Annotated in this window: 14 protein-coding genes and 1 rRNA gene; 9 read left to right on the top strand and 6 right to left on the bottom strand. The window is 72.2% G+C overall.

All coding sequences use genetic code 11. The features are described from left to right. Positions 1-104: 104 nt before the first annotated feature. A complete protein-coding gene (locus tag ACH4C6_RS24805; RefSeq protein ID WP_398110772.1) occupies positions 105-671 on the bottom strand; it encodes a hypothetical protein in 567 nt (188 codons plus the stop codon). 418 nt (positions 672-1,089) lie between these two features. Between ACH4C6_RS24805 and ACH4C6_RS24810 the strand changes: the two genes are divergently transcribed. Genes ACH4C6_RS24810 through ACH4C6_RS24825 form a run of 4 tightly spaced genes read left to right on the top strand, consistent with a single transcriptional unit; the run spans position 1,090 to position 5,466 of the window. Further along, positions 1,090-3,996 (top strand): nitrate- and nitrite sensing domain-containing protein, encoded by a 2,907-nt coding sequence (locus ACH4C6_RS24810; protein ID WP_398110773.1) that lies wholly within the window; start codon positions 1,090-1,092, stop codon positions 3,994-3,996. Further along, positions 3,993-4,427, top strand: coding sequence for a roadblock/LC7 domain-containing protein (locus ACH4C6_RS24815; protein ID WP_369198626.1), 435 nt, complete (start codon positions 3,993-3,995; stop codon positions 4,425-4,427). Before ACH4C6_RS24810 ends, ACH4C6_RS24815 begins: the two co-directional genes overlap by 4 nt. 9 nt (positions 4,428-4,436) lie before the next feature. Beyond that, positions 4,437-4,832: a DUF742 domain-containing protein gene (locus tag ACH4C6_RS24820; RefSeq protein WP_398110774.1), complete on the top strand. Its 396-nt coding sequence runs from the start codon at positions 4,437-4,439 to the stop codon at positions 4,830-4,832. A gap of 28 nt (positions 4,833-4,860) precedes the next feature. Further along, positions 4,861-5,466: a GTP-binding protein gene (locus ACH4C6_RS24825; protein WP_398110775.1), complete on the top strand. Its 606-nt coding sequence runs from the start codon at positions 4,861-4,863 to the stop codon at positions 5,464-5,466. 71 nt (positions 5,467-5,537) lie between these two features. On the opposite strand, the gene glpK is transcribed toward ACH4C6_RS24825, so the two are convergent. Together glpK and ACH4C6_RS24835 are read right to left on the bottom strand one after the other, a co-directional pair. Further along, positions 5,538-7,058 (bottom strand): glycerol kinase GlpK, encoded by a 1,521-nt coding sequence (gene glpK, locus ACH4C6_RS24830; protein WP_398110776.1) that lies wholly within the window; start codon positions 7,056-7,058, stop codon positions 5,538-5,540. Positions 7,059-7,077: 19 nt separating this feature from the next. Then, positions 7,078-7,875, bottom strand: a complete 798-nt coding sequence (locus tag ACH4C6_RS24835) for an MIP/aquaporin family protein (RefSeq protein WP_398110777.1) — start codon at positions 7,873-7,875, stop codon at positions 7,078-7,080. A 641-nt stretch (positions 7,876-8,516) separates the two neighbouring features. Between ACH4C6_RS24835 and ACH4C6_RS24840 the strand changes: the two genes are divergently transcribed. Then, positions 8,517-9,326, top strand: a complete 810-nt coding sequence (locus ACH4C6_RS24840; RefSeq protein ID WP_398110778.1) for a M15 family metallopeptidase — start codon at positions 8,517-8,519, stop codon at positions 9,324-9,326. Between the two features lie 47 nt (positions 9,327-9,373). Beyond that, complete coding sequence (locus ACH4C6_RS24845) at positions 9,374-9,907, top strand: NUDIX domain-containing protein (RefSeq protein ID WP_398110779.1); 534 nt, start codon at positions 9,374-9,376, stop codon at positions 9,905-9,907. Here ACH4C6_RS24845 and ACH4C6_RS24850 read toward each other — a convergent pair. Further along, entirely contained in the window at positions 9,901-12,264 is a 2,364-nt protein-coding gene (locus ACH4C6_RS24850) for a glycoside hydrolase family 31 protein (RefSeq protein ID WP_398110780.1), read from the bottom strand. The two genes, ACH4C6_RS24845 and ACH4C6_RS24850, sit on opposite strands and share 7 nt — an antisense overlap. Positions 12,265-12,475: 211 nt before the next feature. Here ACH4C6_RS24850 and ACH4C6_RS24855 point away from each other — a divergent pair, with 211 nt between their 5' ends. Together ACH4C6_RS24855 and ACH4C6_RS24860 are read left to right on the top strand one after the other, a co-directional pair. After that, positions 12,476-14,443 carry an acetoacetate--CoA ligase gene (locus ACH4C6_RS24855; protein WP_398110781.1) on the top strand — a complete coding sequence of 656 codons (1,968 nt, stop codon included), beginning with the start codon at positions 12,476-12,478 and terminating at the stop codon, positions 14,441-14,443. 123 nt (positions 14,444-14,566) lie between these two features. Then, a complete protein-coding gene (locus ACH4C6_RS24860) occupies positions 14,567-15,460 on the top strand; it encodes a hypothetical protein (RefSeq protein ID WP_398110782.1) in 894 nt (297 codons plus the stop codon). A gap of 87 nt (positions 15,461-15,547) precedes the next feature. Here ACH4C6_RS24860 and ptsP read toward each other — a convergent pair whose 3' ends face one another. Then, positions 15,548-17,218, bottom strand: coding sequence for a phosphoenolpyruvate--protein phosphotransferase (ptsP, locus tag ACH4C6_RS24865; RefSeq protein WP_398110783.1), 1,671 nt, complete (start codon positions 17,216-17,218; stop codon positions 15,548-15,550). 79 nt (positions 17,219-17,297) lie between these two features. Further along, complete coding sequence (locus ACH4C6_RS24870) at positions 17,298-17,747, bottom strand: PTS glucose transporter subunit IIA (protein ID WP_398110784.1); 450 nt, start codon at positions 17,745-17,747, stop codon at positions 17,298-17,300. Positions 17,748-18,300: 553 nt separating this feature from the next. On the opposite strand from ACH4C6_RS24870, the gene ACH4C6_RS24875 reads away from it, so the two are divergent. Beyond that, positions 18,301-18,593, top strand: a 16S ribosomal RNA gene (locus tag ACH4C6_RS24875); the annotation flags it as partial.

Consider the following 18,593-nt stretch of genomic DNA (forward strand, 5'->3'; position numbering starts at 1 on the left):
GGGGCCGGACCCGCGCGGCCGGCCCCGCCGGTCGCGCGGTCGAAGCACGGCTCCCCGAGGGTGCGAAACACCGGCGGGGAGCCGGCCGTGGACGGCCCGCCAGTTCACGAATGCGACAACTGCCCGGCCGCCGCACCGCGTCGGCGTATCCGCCCCTGGGCCCGCTCGGCGACGCGCGCCCGGCGCCGGGCCAGGCGCCGCTCCCGCCGCAGCGCCCGTGCCGTGCTGCTCGGTACGGAGACCACGCCGTGGCGCTGGTTCCAGACCTGGCGCGTCACCCACACGTCGAGGGCTCCCCAGGTGGCCGCGATCGTGCTGACCACACTGCTGATCACCATGGGGAACGCGAGCCAGGAGCCGGCCATGGTGCACAGGAACGCCACCATGGCCTGAAGCAGCGTCACGGCTATGAGCAGCACCGCCCGGACGGCCGCCGTGCGGACCGGATCCGGCAACCTGCGCCGCCGCGCCGGCTCCTCGACCCACAGCGGCCGGTAGGCGGACTGGCCGGGTGCTTCCCGGGTCCGTTCCCCGGCACGGGTGCCGGTGCCGGACGCCGCCGTCCCGGCAGCCGTGACCGGATCGTCGCGATCGATCAGTCCGGGGTCCGGATGCCCCGTCACCTGCGCCCTTGCGACCTCGGGCGCCTCGCGCCGTTCCGCCGTGCCCATCACCGTGTCACTCCCCACCGCCGGCAGCCCTCTCACCCGCATCCGAAGACACGTACTCCCCAGTGGCTGCCCGGCTTGCGCTGTATTACGCCGCCCGGGTCCGGGATGCGGCCTCAGCGGCCGATTCCGTCCCCAATTCACGTAGAGAAGGACGAACGACCCGTCACGAAGATTCCCGGAACCGAAAAATTCCGGCCAACCACCTTGGCCGAGTGGGGGGATGGCCCGCGCCGTCGCCGCCGCTTCCGGGGAGACAACTCCCGCAATGGCCGGACAACTCCCCATGCCGGGCACGGGGTGGGGAACTTCGGCCTCCGGGCCGGTCTTCGAGTTCCCGCCGCAGCGGTAGTAGGCTCGCGCCGTTTGTTGACGCACACGTGTACCCCCGGTAGCCCCGGGGGCCGAGCTGGGGGAGGCCATGCGCTTTCGCGGGAAGTCCATCCGCCGGAAGATCGTGGCGCTGCTTCTCGTGCCGCTGGTGTCCCTGACCGCGATCTGGGCCTTCGCCACGATCCTCACGGGGCGTGAGGCGAGCGACCTGTTCCAGGTGTCGACCGTGGTGGAGGAGATCGGGTACCCGATCGAGGACACCGTCCGCGTCCTCCAGGAAGAACGCCGTCAGACCCTGGTCCACCTGGCCGACCCCCGGGCCTCCGACGGGCTCGCCGCACTGCGGCGCAGCCGCACCGCGACCGACGAGGCCGTCGCCGCCATCCGCGGCAACGCCCGCGACCCGGACGTGCGCGACGCGATGGGCGCGGACACCCGCGAGCGGCTGACCGCGGTGCTGGACGCCTTCGAGGGCATCGACTCGCTGCGCCGCAGCGTCGAGGACGGCACCGTCGACCGCGCGCAGGCCCTCGACCTCTACAACCGGCTGGTCGACCCCTGCTACGTCCTGCTCACCAATCTGCACGTCGTCGACAACATCGAACTCGACAAGCAGTACCGCGCCCTGGTCAACCTCGCCCGCGCCCGCGAACTGCTCTCCCGCGAGGACGCCCTGCTCGGCTCCGCCCTCGTCGTCGGCCGGATCTCCCGCGCGGAGAGCCGCGACGTCTCCGACCTCGTCGCCCAGCGCGCCCTGATGTACGACGTCAACCTCCAGCTGCTGCCGGTCGCCGAACGCGACCGCTACGACCGCTTCTGGAAAAACGCTTCCTCCGCCCCGCTGCGCGTCGCGGAGGAAGCCGCCCTCGAACCGGGCGCCGGAACGCCCCGCGGTGTCACCGCCAAGAGCTGGGACAGCGCGGCCGGCCACGTGCTGGACGAGCTCGCCACCCTCAACGACCAGGCCAACGACCGCTATCAGGACCGCGTGCACCCCGTGGCCGTGGGCGTCATTGCCAAGGCCGTCATCGCGGGCGCGCTCGGCCTGATCGCCCTGCTGCTCTCCCTGTTCCTGTCGGTGCGCGTCGGCCGCTCCCTCATCCGCGACCTGCGCCAGCTCCGGCTGGAGGCGCACGAGGCGTCCGGCGTGCGCCTGCCCAGCGTGATGCGCCGCCTCTCGGCGGGCGAACAGGTCGACGTCGAGACCGAAGTGCCGCGCCTGGAGTACGACAAGAACGAGATGGGGGAGGTCGGCCAGGCCCTCAACACCCTCCAGCGCGCCGCCGTCGAGGCCGCCGTCAAACAGGCCGAACTGCGCGCCGGTGTCTCCGAGGTGTTCGTCAACCTCGCCCGCCGCAGCCAGGTCCTGCTGCACAAGCAGCTCACCCTGCTCGACGCGATGGAGCGCCGCACCGAGGACACCGAGGAACTCGCCGACCTGTTCCGCCTGGACCACCTGACGACCCGCATGCGGCGGCACGCCGAGGGCCTGGTGATCCTCTCCGGCGCCGCGCCCTCCCGCCAGTGGCGCAAGCCCGTCCAGCTCATGGACGTCGTCCGGGCCGCCGTCGCCGAGGTCGAGGACTACGAGCGCATCGAGGTGCGCCGGCTGCCCCGGATCGCCGTCACCGGCCCGGCCGTCGCCGACCTCACGCACCTGGTGGCGGAACTCCTGGAGAACGCCACGGTGTTCTCCCCGCCGCACACCGCCGTGCAGGTGGTCGGCGAGCGCGTCGCCAACGGCTTCACCCTGGAGATCCACGACCGCGGCCTCGGCATGGCCGCCGAGGCGCTGCTGGACGCCAACCTCCGGCTCGCCGAGACACCCGAGTTCGAACTGTCCGACACCGACCGGCTCGGCCTGTTCGTGGTCAGCCGCCTCGCCCAGCGGCAGAACGTCCGCGTCTCCCTGCAGCCCTCGCCGTACGGCGGTACGACCGCCGTCGTGTTCATCCCCGACGCGCTGCTGACGGACGACGTGCCCGACACCAACGGCCTGGGGTTCCGGCTCGACCGCCCCCGGATCGCCCCCGAGAGCGAACCGCAGGACGCGCGGCGCGGGGCGCTTTCCCCGGCCTCCGCGCAGCGGCCGGGCCTGCCGGCCTCCCTGCTGGACGGGCCGATCGAACTGGAGGCGCCCGTCGGCCTCGACGGCTTCCCCGGTGCCCTGGACGACGAGGACGGCGAACAGGGCGGTCTGTTCCGGCCCCGCCGCCACTCCCTCGTCCGGGCCGAGGACGACCTCGCGGACGGGACTGCCGATCCGCACCCGCAGGGCGCCGACGCCCGGGCGGCGCGGGAGCGCACCGACGTCGGCGGCGAACTGGCCGCCCCCGTCCCGCTGTCCCGCCGGCACACCCCCAAGCTGGTCAGTTCCCACGGCCGTCCCGTCACCGACCAGCGCCCCCGGCGCGTCCGGACCGACGACGACCCCGGTGCGAGCCGGAACGACCCCGCGACGGCCCTGCCCGCGCGGCGCCGCACCGACGGCCCGCGCGGCGAGGCGCAGCCGGACACGCCGCCGCCGCTGCCGGCCCGCCGCCGGGGCGCGGACCCCGCCCGCCGGGGCATCGGCGCGGCGGCCCGGGGCGAGGACCCCGCCGTGGCACCGGCTCCGGCCCCGGGCGACCGGTCCGAACCGTCCGCCCTGCCCCGGCGCGCCCGCCGCCCGGACCCCGCCGCACCCACCGGCCCCGCCGCCGACGGCGGGGACACCCGCGGCACGCGGGACGTGCCCGGCACGGGCGACGTCCCGGGCGCCACGCCCCTGCCCCGCCGGGTCCGGCAGGCCAGCCTCGCCCCGCAGCTCAAGCGGAGCGCCGAGCCCCGCGCGGAGGACGGGGCCGGGCCCGCCGAGCGGGACGCCGAGGAAGTACGCAGCCGTATGGCCTCGCTCCAGCGCGGCTGGCAGCGCGGCCGTCAGGAGAACGCCGCGGGCGACGCCGCCGACGGCGGCACAGCACCGCAAGGAACGACAGAGGGGGACGGTCGATGACCGCACCGAAGCCGACCGGCCACACCGCGACCGACAAGGGCGAGCTGAACTGGCTCCTCGACGACCTGGTGGACCGGGTCGCGAGCATCCGCAAGGCACTCGTCCTCTCCGGCGACGGACTGCCGACCGGGGTCTCCAAGGACCTGACCCGGGAGGACAGCGAGCACCTGGCGGCCGTGGCCTCCGGATTCCACAGTCTCGCCAAAGGCGTGGGCCGCCACTTCGAGGCCGGCAACGTCCGCCAGACCGTCGTCGAGCTCGACGACGCCTTCCTGTTCGTGACCGCCGCCGGCGACGGCAGCTGCCTGGCCGTCCTCTCGGACGCCGACTCGGACGTCGGCCAGGTCGCCTACGAGATGACACTCCTCGTCAAGCGCGTGGGTGTGCATCTGGGCGCCGCCCCACGCACCGATCTGCCCGCAGGCGGGTAGTGGGATGACATGAGCGCTGACGGTCAGGGAAGAAAGCACTGGTTCGACGACGAGGCCGGACCGGTCGTCCGCCCGTACGCCATGACCCGCGGCCGCACCAGCAGCCAGGGCCAGCACCGGCTGGACCTGATCGCGGTCGTGGTCGCGGAGCCGCAGGCGGACGACCCGGAAGCCGACCACATGCTCTCCCCGGAGCACGTGGACATCGTCGAACTGTGCCGTGAGGACCCGCAGTCGGTCGCCGAACTCGCAGCGGAACTCGACCTGCCGATCGGGGTCGTACGGGTCCTCGTCGGTGACCTCGTGGACGCGCGGTTCGTCCACGTGAACCGGCCCGTGCCCCCGGCCGAGCTGCCGGACGAGAGCATCCTGCGCGACGTGATCAGCGGTCTGCGGGCCCTGTGAGACCCCCATCGAGCTGGAGAGAAGACCGATGATCTTCGGGCGTTCCGAGCGTGGCAAGCCCCCGGTCGAGCCCGTCACGCTCAAGATCCTGGTGGCCGGCGGATTCGGCGTGGGCAAGACCACGCTCGTCGGCGCGGTGAGCGAGATCCGACCACTGCGCACCGAGGAACTGCTCACCGAGGCCGGGCGTCCCGTGGACGACGTCAGCGGTGTGGAGGACAAGCACACCACGACCGTGGCCATGGACTTCGGCCGCATCACCCTCCGCGAGGACCTCGTGCTGTACCTCTTCGGCACGCCCGGCCAGGAGCGGTTCTGGTTCATGTGGGACGAGCTCTCCGAGGGCGCCCTCGGGGCCGTCGTCCTGGCCGACACGCGCCGCCTGGAGGACTGCTTCGCCGCCGTCGACTACTTCGAGCGGCGCTCGATCCCCTTCGTCGTCGGCGTCAACTGCTTCCAGGGCGCCCCTCGTTACCCGGTCGAGGACGTCCGCCGGGCCCTCGACCTCGACGACGACGTGCCGCTGCTGATGTGCGACGCCCGCGACCGGGAGTCGGTCAAGGAGACGCTCATCGGCGTCGTCCAGCACGCCATGGCCCAGGCTGCCGAGCACCGCCGCGCGGTCACCACCTGAGACCCCCGCCCGGGGAGGAGCCCCCGGGCGGTGATCCCACAGGGACGGACGGCCGGGCCACGCGCGTGTGGCTAGTCGTCGTCGCTCTCCTCCCAGCCGAAGCTCTTCTCCACGGCCTTGCGCCAGTTGTGGTACTCGCGGTCCCGCACGGACGCCTCCATCGACGGCGTCCACTCGACGTCCTTCTGCCAGTGCGCCTTCAGCTCGTCCAGGTCGTTCCACACGCCCGTGGCGAGACCGGCCGCGTACGCGGCGCCCAGGCAGGTCGTCTCGGAGACCTTGGGCCGCACCACCGGCACGTCCAGCACGTCCGCCTGGTGCTGCATCAGCAGGTTGTTCTTCGTCATGCCGCCGTCGACCTTCAGGGTGGTGATCTGCACCCCGGAGTCCTGGTACATGGCGTCCACGACCTCGCGCGTCTGCCAGCTCGTGGCCTCCAGCACCGCCCGCGCCAGGTGCGCCTTGGTGACGTACCGGGTCAGACCGGTGACGACACCCCGCGCGTCGGAGCGCCAGTACGGCGCGAACAGCCCGGAGAACGCCGGAACGATGTACGCCCCGCCGTTGTCCTCCACGCTGGCCGCGAGAGGCTCGATCTCGTCGGCGGTGCGGATGATGCCGAGCTGGTCGCGGAACCACTGCACCAGCGCGCCCGTGATGGCGATCGACCCCTCCAGGCAGTACACCGGCGCCTCGTTGCCGATCTTGTAGCCCATGGTCGTCAGCAGGCCGCTCTTCGACGGCACCGGGCGGTTGCCCGTGTTCAGCAGCAGGAAGCTGCCCGTGCCGTAGGTGTTCTTCGCCGTGCCCACGTCGTAGCAGGCCTGGCCGAAGACCGCGGCCTGCTGGTCGCCGAGGGCGGAGGCCACGGGCACACCGGACAGCTGGCCGACGGCGGTCCCGTACACCTCGGCCGAGGAGCGGATCTCCGGCAGCATGGCCTCCGGGATGTTCATCGCCGAGAGGATCGAGGAGTCCCACTGGAGGGTCTCCAGGTTCATCAGCATGGTGCGTCCGGCGTTGGTCACGTCGGTGACGTGCTGCCCGCCGTCCGTGCCGCCGGTGAGGTTCCAGATCAGCCAGGAGTCCATCGTCCCGAAGGCGATCTTCCCGCGCTCGGCCCGTGCCCGCAGGTCGGGCACGTTCTCCAGCAGCCAGGCGGCCTTGGGCCCGGAGAAGTAGGTCGCCAGCGGCAGCCCCGTCTGCTCGCGGAAACGGTCCTGCCCGTCGGAGCCGCCCAGCTGCCGGCACAGCGCCGCCGTCCGGGTGTCCTGCCAGACGATGGCGTTGTGCACCGGCTTGCCCGTGGTGCGGTCCCACAGGAGGGTCGTCTCGCGCTGGTTGGTGATGCCCATGGCGCTCAACTGGCCGGCCCGCAGCCCGGCCTTGGCCAGCGCCCCGGCCACGACCGCCTGCGTCTTGGACCAGATCTCGGTGGCGTCGTGCTCCACCCAGCCCGGTTTGGGGAAGATCTGCCGGTGCTCGCGCTGGTCCACGGCGACGATGGCGCCGGCCTCGTCGAAGACGATGCAGCGGCTCGACGTGGTGCCCTGGTCGATGGCGGCGACGTACTTCGCGGCGTTGTCCGTCATGGCTACCTCTCGGGCTGGTTCAGAAGGCTGCGTTGTAGATGACGCCACCCAGCAGTCCGCCGATCAGCGGGCCGACGACCGGGATCCACGAGTAGCCCCAGTCGGAGGTGCCCTTGTTCGGGATCGGCAGGATGGAGTGGATGATGCGGGGCCCCAGGTCGCGCGCCGGGTTGATGGCGTAGCCGGTGGGACCGCCCAGGGAGAGGCCGATGCCGACGACCAGGAAGGCGACCAGCATGATCGCGATACCGGACCCGTAGATGCCCTCGGACTGGCCGACGATCTGCCCGATGCCTATGCCCTCGACGTGCCGGTTGCTGCCCACCAGGGCGAGCAGCGGCAGTACCAGGGCGATCGTCGCGAGGATCTCGGTGATCAGGTTGGCCACCGGGTTACGGATCTCGGGGATCGTGGAGAAGATGCCGAGCGTCGGGACCGGTTCGTCGACCGTTCCCTCGGTGGTGCCGCCCTTGCGCGTGTTCGCCTGGAACTGCGCGAAGTACACCAGGTAGGCCAGGACGGCTCCGAGCATGGCACCGGCCATCTGCCCCAGGATGTAGATCCAGACCTTGTCCCACACCCCGGTGTCCACGGCGAGGCCCAGGGTGACGGCGGGATTCAGGTGCCCACCGGAGAGCGGTGCGGCGGTGTACGCGCCGGCCAGCACGGCGAAACCCCAGCCGAACGCGATCACGATCCACCCGGAGGCCCGGGCCTTCGAGAACCTGAGGGTGACGGCGGCGCACACGCCGGCGCCGAACAGGATGAGGATCGCCGTACCGATCAACTCGCCGAAGAAGATGTCTCCGTTACTCATGGCGGCTCCTAGGCCGTGACCCGGGACGGACCGCCCGGGCCTCACGTGCAGGGTGCGTTTCCCATGGCTACTTCCGCCGGAGGCAGGGAGATCCCGCGCCCCGCCCGGCATCCGTGACGAGCGTGCCGTCGCAGCCGAACCGCCCGTGGGGGAAGGGGCCCTGGCGCCGGCGCACCATGCGCCGCCATGCCGGATTGCGCCGCCTTTGGACGCGGATGTCGACTGACACCGGAAGTGTTCACCGGCACCCGGAGGGCGTCAAGGTCGCCGACCGCAACGGTGACGGCCGCCTGGCGACTGCCGGGCGACGGCCGGGCCGAGCGGCCGGTCGTCGGCCCGGGCGGTGCCCGGTCGGGTCGCTGTTCAGGTCTGTTCGCAGGTCGCGCTGGTCGCGTGTGTCGGGGTCCGCACGGCCCTGGCTGGACCGGGCGGCTCTGCGGTATCCGGCCACGGCCGAGCGTCGCCGCCGGCGACTCCCAGCCCCACCGACTCGTCGCTTGCTCAGGTCCAGGATCCACCTGACCTGGAGGTTTCTCAACCGCAGGAGGCAGGGCGGCACGAAAGCGGTCTGTCGCCCGCAGCCGGCCGTTTCCGGGCTCCTCCTTCCCACCGTCCGCCCACCCCTGGTAGACGCAAGGGCCATGACACGACTCACCACCGTGGCACGCGCCCTGATCACCGCGGTCGCGGCGCTGCTGGCGGCCACCGCCGCCACCGCCCCCGCCCAGGCCCGGCCCGAACCCCGGGCACCCAAGGACTTCGTCGCCCTTCGCAGTGTGGATCCGACCATCCTCCAGGAGATGCGCTACGCCACCGCGCACAACTTCGTGGGCGAGCGCATCGACGGCTACCGCCGGCCCCTGTGCATCCTCACCCGGCCCGCCGCCGAGGCCCTCCATCAAGCCCAGCGCCGGCTCCTGCGCCGGGGCTACACCCTCAAGGTCTACGACTGCTACCGGCCGCAGCGCGCGGTCGACCACTTCGTCCGCTGGGCCGAGGACCTCGACGACGAGGCCATGAAGGGCGAGTTCTACCCGAACGTCGACAAGACCCGGCTCTTCGCCGACGGCTACATCGCTGAGAAATCCGGCCACAGCCGCGGATCGACCCTCGACGTCACCCTCGTCCGGCTGCCCGCGCGGCCGACCCGGCCCTACCATCCCGGCGAACACCTCGTCCCGTGCTTCGCACCCCGACGCGAGCGGTTCCCCGACAACTCGGTCGACATGGGCACCGGCTTCGACTGCTTCGACACCCTCTCGCACACCCTCGACCCGCGGATCCAGGGTCCCCAGCGCGCCAACCGGCTGCTGCTCAAGTCCACCCTCGAAGGTCTCGGCTTCGTGAACCTCGCCGAGGAGTGGTGGCACTACACCTTCAAGCCCGAGCCCTACCCCGACACCTACTTCGACTTCCCCGTGTCCAGCAGGTCGCTCCCCGGCCTCCGTTGAGCCGCCCGCCCGCACCGCCCTCCGCGTGATCGGCTACAGTCCGCCGCGTGTCCGAAACTCAGCACTCCGTTCCCAACTCCGCGCCGGACTCCCACTGTTCGAGCTGCGGCGCGCCCTACGGAGAGGGCGTCTCCGGCTGGCCCCGCACCTGCCCGGCGTGCGGGGCCGTCGCCTACCGCAATCCACTCCCCGTGGCGGTGGCCCTCCAGCCCGTGTACGACACCCAGGGCACCGCTCTGGTCGTCATCACCCGGACCGTCGCACCCGCGCGCGGGGGCATCGCCCTGCCCGGCGGGTTCGTCGACCACCGGGAGGACTGGCGGCACGCCGTCGTCCGCGAACTGAAGGAGGAGACGGGTATCGACGCCGCCGGCCGTGACGTACGGCTCGCCGACGCCATGAGCTCACCCGACGGGCACCTGCTGCTGTTCGGTCTCCTTCCGGCACGCCCGGCGGAAGGACTGCCGGTCTCCGCCGCCACGGACGAGACGGCGGGCTGGCACCTCCTGCGCAGGCCGCAGGAACTGGCCTTCCCCCTGCACACCCTGGCCGTACGCGCCTGGTTCGAGGGCCGTTACTGACCCCGCCGGTCCCCGGCCCCGCGCACCCGCACCGGGAAGGGCGGCTCACCCCCGCCCTCCCCGCCCTGCCACTCGACGACCACCCGCGGGCCCACCCACCGCGCGGTACAGCGCCGGATCTCCGGCTCGTCCCACCCGTCGCCCCCGTCCGGCACGACCAGCCCGCCGCCGGTGCGCCCCCGGGCGGGCGCCCACACCTCCAGTTCCAGCCCGCCGTCCACCCCGCGCACCGGCAGCACGGCACCCGCGCGGGCCAGCACCGGGATCCGGGACAGCGGCGCGTCGACGCACACCCGTCCCGGCCCTTCGTACGCCTCCTCGGTCACCACGTCGTACCAGCGCCCGCGCGGCAGCTGCACGGCGCGCCGGTCCGTACCCGGCTCCAGCACCGGAGCCACCAGCAGGCAGTCGCCCAGCAGGAAGGCGTCCCCGCAGTCCCGCAGCCCCCGATCCTCCGGCGCGCTCCACCACAGGGGCCGCACATAGGGCGCCCCGGTCCGCCGGGCCAGATGCGCCAGCGTCACGAAGTACGGCAGCAGCCGGCGCCGTTCCAGCAGCGCCACGCGCGCGTGCTCCAGTACCTCGGGACCGAACTCCCACGGCTCCCGCCGCCCCGTGCGGGTGCGGAACAGCGGCAGGAAGGCACCCAGCTGGAACCACCGCAGATACAGCTCGGGCGACGGCTCCGCCCCGGAACCGCCGATGTCCGGCCCCGAGTACGGCACACCGCACAGCCCCAGCCCCAGCACCAGCGCCAGGGACGCCCGCAGCCCGGGCCAGCCGGTGGCCACGTCCCCCGACCACGCCCCGCCGTAACGCTGCATCCCGGCCCAGCCGGACCGGGAGAACAGGAACGGCCGCTCGTCCGGTGCCAGCCCCAGCAGCGCCTCGAAACCGGCCCTGGCCATGCACAGGGCGTACACGTTGTGCGCCTCGCGGTGGTCGCCGCCGCGCCCCTCCAGGGAGTGCCGCGCCGACCGCGGCAGGGTGGTCTCCCCGAAGGCGGTGAACGAGGTCGGCTCGTCCATGCCGTGCCAGAAGCCGGAGAAGCCCTGGGCCAGCCGCTCTTCGTACAGACCGCCCCACCACTCCCGCACGCGCGCGTGCGTGAAGTCCGGGAACACCGCCTCCCCGGCCCGAGCCACGCCCTCCACGACCTCACCGGCCGCGTCCCGTACGAACACGTCCCCGGCCGCGCCCGCGTCGTACACGGCGTTGCCGGGCCGTGCCGGCACGGCCGGTTCGACGACCGACACCAACCGGACGCCGTCCCGGCGCAGCTCCTCGGCCAGCACGGGCAGCTTCGGGAAGCGGTCCGGGTCGACGGTGAACATCTGGTGGGCGTCCAGGTGGTCGACGTCCAGGTGCACGGCGTCCAGCGGCAGCCCGTGCTCCAGATGGCCCGCGACGACCCGCCGCACCTCCTCCTCGCCGCCTGACCCCCCGCGCGCGTGCTGGTGGCCCAGCGCCCACGCCGGCGGCAGCGCGGGCGCCCCGGTGAGCGACGCCCAGGCGAGCAGCACGCGCGCGGGGGTGCCCACCGTCACCCAGCAGCGCAAGGGACCGCCCTGCACCCGCAGCTCGCTCGTCCCGGCCCGGTCGTGGCCGGACCCCGCGCCCTCCTCGCCCTCCCGCAGGGTGACCGTGCCGTCCCACGCGTTGTCGTGCAACACCAGATGCGACCCGCCGTCGGCCACCACCAGCTGCACCGGCATGGTCAGGTGCAGCGGATCGTCGGCCGGCGTGAACGGACGGCCGGGATCGGTGTTCCACAGCCGGTACCTCCCGTCCCGGAGCCGGGGACCCGAGGCGCGTCCGCCCAGCCCGAAGAACCGGGCGTCGGCGGCCACCTCCGACCGCTGCGCCCACCGGGCGGGACCACCGCCGACCGGTTCCCACCAGCGCGGCGGCAGATCACGCCGCAGCAGCACCCCACCGGGCGTCTGCACCTCCACCGCCCCGTGCCGCGACACCACGACCGTCACCCGCTCCGCCACCACCCGCCAGCCGCCGTCGGTGTCCGGCTCCAGCACCGCCCGCGGGTCCGGCTGCGGGCACCGCCCGGCCAGTGCGTACGACGGCTCCGGCCCCGCCCCGTCCCAGCCGAGGAAGACGGCACCGTTGACCGCCACCAGGACCCGCAGCTCCGACCGGCCGAACCGGACGACACCGCCCCCGGGGCCCGGCTCCACGTCCCGCACGGTCCCGGGCACCCGGGCCCGCTCCGCCCCCCGCGGCGGCAGCCCGGTGGCGTCGACGCGCCGCCTGCGCCACGCTGCCCGTACGGTACGCACACCCTGCGCCGCCCCCACCGAAGCCACCGCTCTCACCGAACGCACCAGGTCACGACCGTTCATGCTGCTCACCCTGCCACTGACGGCCCCGCGCGGACGTGTCGTTCAACTGCCGTTCACCCGTGCCAAGACCACATCTTCACGACACGGACTATGTGGGGCGCACCCTGGTGTCGAAGTCGATCACGTGGCATTGTCCGTGCCAGCCGCTCACGCGCACACCCCAGCCCGTGCGCGGAGGACGCACACGACGCGCACAGTCCGGGAGCCGACCATGTCGACCGCAAGTCCCCAGCCGCTCTGGCAGCCCGACCCCGAGCGCATCGCCCGGGCACGGATCACCAGGTTCCAGACCTGGGCCGCCGAACACCACGGAGCCCCCGCCGACGGCGGCTACGCGGCCCTGCAGCGCTGGTCCGTGGACGAACTGGACACCTTCTGGAGAGCCGTCACGGAGTGGTTCGACGTCCGCTTCTCGACGCCCTACGCGCGCGTGCTGGGCGAGCGCACCATGCCCGGCGCCCAGTGGTTCCCCGGAGCCACCCTCAACTACGCCGAACACGCCCTGCGCGCCGCCGCCACCCGCGCGGACGAACCGGCCCTGCTGCACGTCGACGAGACCCACGAACCGCGTCCGGTGACCTGGGCGGAGCTGCGACGCCAGGTCGGATCCCTCGCCGCCGAGCTGCGCGCACGCGGAGTGCGCCCGGGGGACCGCGTCAGCGGCTACCTCCCCAACATCCCGCAGGCCGTGGTCGCCCTGCTGGCCACGGCGGCCGTCGGCGGCGTGTGGACCTCCTGCGCGCCCGACTTCGGCGCCCGCAGCGTCCTCGACCGCTTCCAGCAGGTCGAACCCGTCGTCCTGTTCACCGTCGACGGCTACCGCTACGGCGGCAAGGAACACGACCGGCGCGAGACCGTCGCCGAACTGCGCGCCGAACTGCCCACCCTCCGGGCCGTCGTCCACATCCCGCTCCTGGGCACCGAGGCACCCGAGGGCGCCCTCGAGTGGTCCGCCCTCACCTCCGCCGACACGGAACCCGTCTTCGAGCCGGTCCCCTTCGACCACCCCCTGTGGGTGCTCTACTCCTCCGGCACGACCGGCCTGCCCAAGGCCATCGTCCAGTCCCAGGGCGGCATCCTCGTCGAGCACCTCAAGCAGCTCGGCCTGCACTGCGACCTCGGCCCCGAGGACCGCTTCTTCTGGTACACGTCGACCGGCTGGATGATGTGGAACTTCCTCGTCTCCGGCCTGCTCACCGGCACCACGATCGTCCTGTACGACGGCAGCCCCGGCTACCCGGACACCGGCGCCCAGTGGCGCATCGCCGAACGCACCGGCGCCACCCTGTACGGCACCTCGGCCGCCTACGTGATGGCCTGCCGCAAGGCCGGCGTCCACCCCGCACGCGACTTCGACCTCTCCACCGTCCAGTGCGTCGCCACCACCGGCTCGCCCCTGCCCCCCGACGGCTTCCGCTGGCTCCACGACGAGGTCCGGGCCGACCTGTGGATCGCCTCCGTCAGCGGCGGCACCGACGTCTGCTCCTGCTTCGCCGGAGCCGTCCCCACCCTCCCGGTGCACGTCGGCGAGCTCCAGGCCCCCTGCCTCGGCACCGACCTGCAGTCCTGGGACCCCGCCGGCAACCCCCTCACCGACGAGGTCGGCGAGCTGGTGGTCACCAACCCCATGCCGTCCATGCCGATCCACTTCTGGAACGACCCCGACGGCAGCCGCTACCACGACAGCTACTTCGACACCTACCCCGGCGTGTGGCGCCACGGCGACTGGATCACCGTCACCTCACGCGGCTCCGTCGTCATCCACGGCCGCTCCGACTCCACGCTGAACCGCCAGGGCGTCCGCATGGGCTCCGCCGACATCTACGAAGCCGTGGAACGCCTCCCCGAGATCAGGGAGTCCCTCGTCATCGGCATCGAACAGCCCGACGGCGGCTACTGGATGCCCCTGTTCGTCCACCTGGCGCCCGGAGCGGTCCTCGACGAGGCCCTGCTGAACCGCATCAAGCAGACCATCCGCGAGCAACTGTCCCCGCGCCACGTCCCCGACGAGATCATCGAGGTGCCGGGCGTTCCGCACACCCTCACCGGCAAGCGCATCGAGGTCCCCGTCAAGCGCCTCCTCCAGGGCACCCCGCTGGAGAAGGCCGTCAACCCGGGTTCCATCGACAACCTCGAGCTGCTCGGCTTCTACGAGGACATCGCCCGCAAGCGGGCCTGACCCGCACGCAGCCCCCGCCTGCACGGATGCCCCGGCCGCCCACCGGCCGGGGCATCCGCCGCTCACTGTCAGTGCCCACGGTTACTGTGAGTGAGCATTGATCGACATGCAACAGGGGGAACCATGGCGCACACCGACATCCGGACCATGCGACGCGTCCTGCGCCGCGAGATCGCCGGCACCATCGGCCTGCTGACCGACGAACACGACTTCCGCGCCATGCGGCGCTACCGCACCTTCACCTTCGACGACCACGCGGCCTACCTCAAACAGGTCGAGGGCCTCCTCAGGTCCCGCGCCCGGCAGGGCGGCCACACCACCGTCGCCCTCTTCGACCCCGAGGAGTACGCCGAGTTCTGCACGCGCCAGGGCCTGGACCCCGACCACCCGTCGAGCCGCGCCCGCTTCACGGCCCGACTGGCCGTCACCGGCCCCACCCTCCCGTACGAGGGCCAGCCCCTGGCCGACCTGCTCGCCTCCCTCGTCGACGAGGGAATCCGCCAGGCCACCTGGGAGTACGCCACGACCCTCCTCGCCCGCCTCGGCGCCTGCACGGCCTGCGGCGAGGACATCGGACGCGCCGCCTTCACCCGCGCCTCCGACCTGCTGGCCCGCATCCTCGACACGGCCCCCGCCGGCGACCGCCACCTGGTCTGCAGCGTCACGGGACCGCCCGAGACCCTCGTCGCGGCCCTGCACGCCACCCAGGACGGCGACTCCCTCGCCCTGGACGAGACCGAGGCGCTCGAATTCACCACCGTCCTGGCCCTCGGCCTGGCCACCGAGAGCCCCGGCGGCCTCGTCCTCCGCACCACCGCACCGCACCGGCCCGACCGCGTCTACGGCTGGCGCCTGCGCGACCACGGACTCCGCCCCCTCACCGCCGGCGAGGTCTTCGACGCCTACTGCACCGACGTCGAATCCGGGGACCTCATCCCGCCGGAATCCAACGTCGACTACTGCGCCCCGCCCGACCTGGGCGACGACGACGCACCCACCCACGAACACCGGCACTGAACCCGCCGGCCACCCACAAACGCACAGAAGGGGCGCCCCGCCTCGGCGGAGCGCCCCTTCCGACCGGTCCGGCGGACCGGCCCCGGCCTACTCGCCGGACAGCACCGCCTGAGCCGCGCTGCGCGCGTCCTCCGCGCTGTCCGTCGCCCGGGCCGCGGCGGCGGCCCGCTCGCACTGGGCCAGCGTGTACTTCGCCAGCGTCGCCCGCACGTAGGGGATCGACGCCGCACCCATCGACAGGGAGGTGACGCCCAGACCGGTCAGCACACACGCGAGCAGCGGATCCGAAGCCGCCTCACCGCAGACGCCGCAGCTCTTGCCCTCGGCCTTGGCCGCCTCGGCGGACAGCGCCACCAGGTCGAGCAGCGCGGGCTGCCACGGGTCCTGCAGACGCGAGACCGCACCGACCTGACGGTCGGCGGCGAAGGTGTACTGCGCCAGGTCGTTCGTCCCCAGCGACAGGAACTCGACCTCCTGGAGGATCGAACGGGCCCGCAGCGCCGCCGACGGGATCTCGACCATCGCACCGAACTTCGCCCGCAGCCCGGCTTCCCGGCAGGCCTCAGCGAACGCCCTGGCGTCCGCACGGTCCGCCACCATCGGCGCCATGACCTCGAGGTACACCGGCAGACCCTCCGCCGCCCGGGCGAGCGCGGTCAGCTGTGTACGCAGCACCTCCGGGTGATCGAGCAGCGTCCGCAGACCCCGCACCCCGAGGGCCGGGTTCGGCTCGTCCGCAGGCGTCAGGAAGTCCAGCGGCTTGTCCGCACCCGCGTCCAGCACACGCACCACGACACGCCCCTCGGGGAACGCCTCCAGCACCTGCCGGTACGCGGCGACCTGCTTCTCCTCGGTCGGCGCCTGCTTGCTGTCGTCCAGGAAGAGGAACTCGGTGCGGAACAGACCGACACCCTCGGCCCCGGCCTCCACCGCGGCCTCGACGTCCGAGGGTCCACCGACGTTGGCCAGCAGCGGCACCTTGTGACCGTCGGCCGTGGCACCGGGACCGGTCGACGCCGCCAGCGCGGCCTTCCGCTCCGCGGCGGCCGCCTCGAGCTGCGCCTTCTTGTCCTCGCTCGGGTCCACGAAGACCTCGCCGGTGCTGCCGTCCACCGCGATCATCGTGCCCTCGGCCAGCTCACCGGCACCGGGCAGCGCCACCACGGCGGGCACTCCGAGCGCCCGGGCCAGGATCGCGCTGTGACTGGTGGGGCCGCCCTCCTCGGTGACGAAGCCCAGCACCAGCGTCGGGTCCAGCAGCGCGGTGTCCGCCGGCGCAAGATCACGGGCCACCAGGACGTAGGGCTCGTCGCTGTCCGGCACGCCCGGCATCGGCACCCCGAGCAGCCGCGCGACGATACGGTTGCGCACATCGTCCAGGTCGGCCACCCGCCCGGCGAGGTACTCACCGGCACCGGCCAGCAGTTCCCGGTACGAGGCGAACGCGTCGTACACCCCGCGCTCGGCCGTGCTGCCCACGGCGATCCGCCGCTCCACATCGGCCATCAGCTCGGGGTCCTGCGCCATCATGGCCTGCGCCTCGAGCACGGCCTGGGCCTCGCCCCCGGCCAGATTGCCCCGCGCCATCAGGTCGGCCGCCACCGCCTCCACGGCCTTGCGGGCGCGCCCCTGTTCGCGCTCCGCCTCGTCGGCCGGGATCTGCTTCGCGGGCGGCTCGAGCACCGCCGTTCCCATGTGCCGAACCTCGCCGATCGCCACACCGTGGCTGACACCGACGCCTCGCAGCGTTGTCTCCATCTCACCCGTCTCCGCTAGTGCGGCGGCTACCCGCCCCCGCGTTGGTTGTCGTACCCGCCGTCCCGGGACGGCGCTGACGTCAGTTCCAGAGGAAGAGACTGTCGCCGGCCTTCACATCGCCGTCCTCGCGAAGCTCGGAGAGAGCCTCGGCCGTGGCCTCGAGCGCCACGACCGGACAGATAGGGGACTTGCCGGCGGCCTCGACGGCGGCCGGGTCCCAGCGCACGACGGCCTGACCGCGCCGGACCGTGTCGCCCTTGTTCACCAGGAGCTCGAAGCCCTGACCGTTGAGCTGCACGGTGTCGATGCCAAGGTGGGTGAGCACACCGTGGCCGCTCTCGTCGACGACGACGAAGGCGTGCGGATGCAGGGAGACGATGACGCCGTCCACGGGGGAGATCGCCTCGGAGGGCTCCCGCACGGGGTCGATCGCGGTGCCCGGGCCGACCATGGCCCCGGAGAAGACGGGGTCCGGCACGGCAGCCAGTCCGATGGCGCGTCCGGCGAGCGGGGACGTCACGGTGGTCATGGGAAGCCTCCCAGGGGTGGAGATCGGTATGGCCGTCCCTGTAGGTACCGGACGGCACACTGTTCAGCAGCGTATGTCACCTGAAGTGCCGGTTCCGTGCGGGCACCCCGAAGTGGTCTAGACCATACCCCAAAGGGATTTGCATGCGCTCCGCGACCGCGTGTACAGTCGTAACCCTGCTTGGGGCTGAACGACGCGGTCTTCGCGCACCGGCCCGGCAGCAACCAAACTGATCAGATCCCATCTTGGATCATCTTCTGCATGCCTGCAGGACGGTGGTCAAAGGGCCGGAAAAACACTGATAGAGTTTGGAACACCGAAGGGAAGCGCCCGGAGGAAAGCCCGAGAGGGTGAGTACAAAGGAAGCGACCGTTCCTTGAGAACTCAACAGCGTGCCAAAAGTCAACGCCAGATATGTTGATACCCCGTCCATCGGATCTCCGATGGTCGAGGTTCCTTTGAAAAACACACAGCGAGGACGCTGTGAACGGTCGGGCCTATTCCGCTCGACTGTTCCGCTCTCGTGTGTGTGGCACCGGATTACCGGTACACATTCACGGAGAGTTTGATCCTGGCTCAGGACGAACGCTGGCGGCGTGCTTAACACATGCAAGTCGAACGATGAACCACTTCGGTGGGGATTAGTGGCGAACGGGTGAGTAACACGTGGGCAATCTGCCCTGCACTCTGGGACAAGCCCTGGAAACGGGGTCTAATACCGGATACTGACCCTCACGGGCATCTGTGAGGTTCGAAAGCTCCGGCGGTGCAGGATGAGCCCGCGGCCTATCAGCTTGTTGGTGAGGTAATGGCTCACCAAGGCGACGACGGGTAGCCGGCCTGAGA

Origin of the sequence: Streptomyces sp. NPDC017943, assembly GCF_044328425.1 — a bacterium.
Classification (GTDB): domain Bacteria; phylum Actinomycetota; class Actinomycetes; order Streptomycetales; family Streptomycetaceae; genus Streptomyces; species Streptomyces djakartensis_A.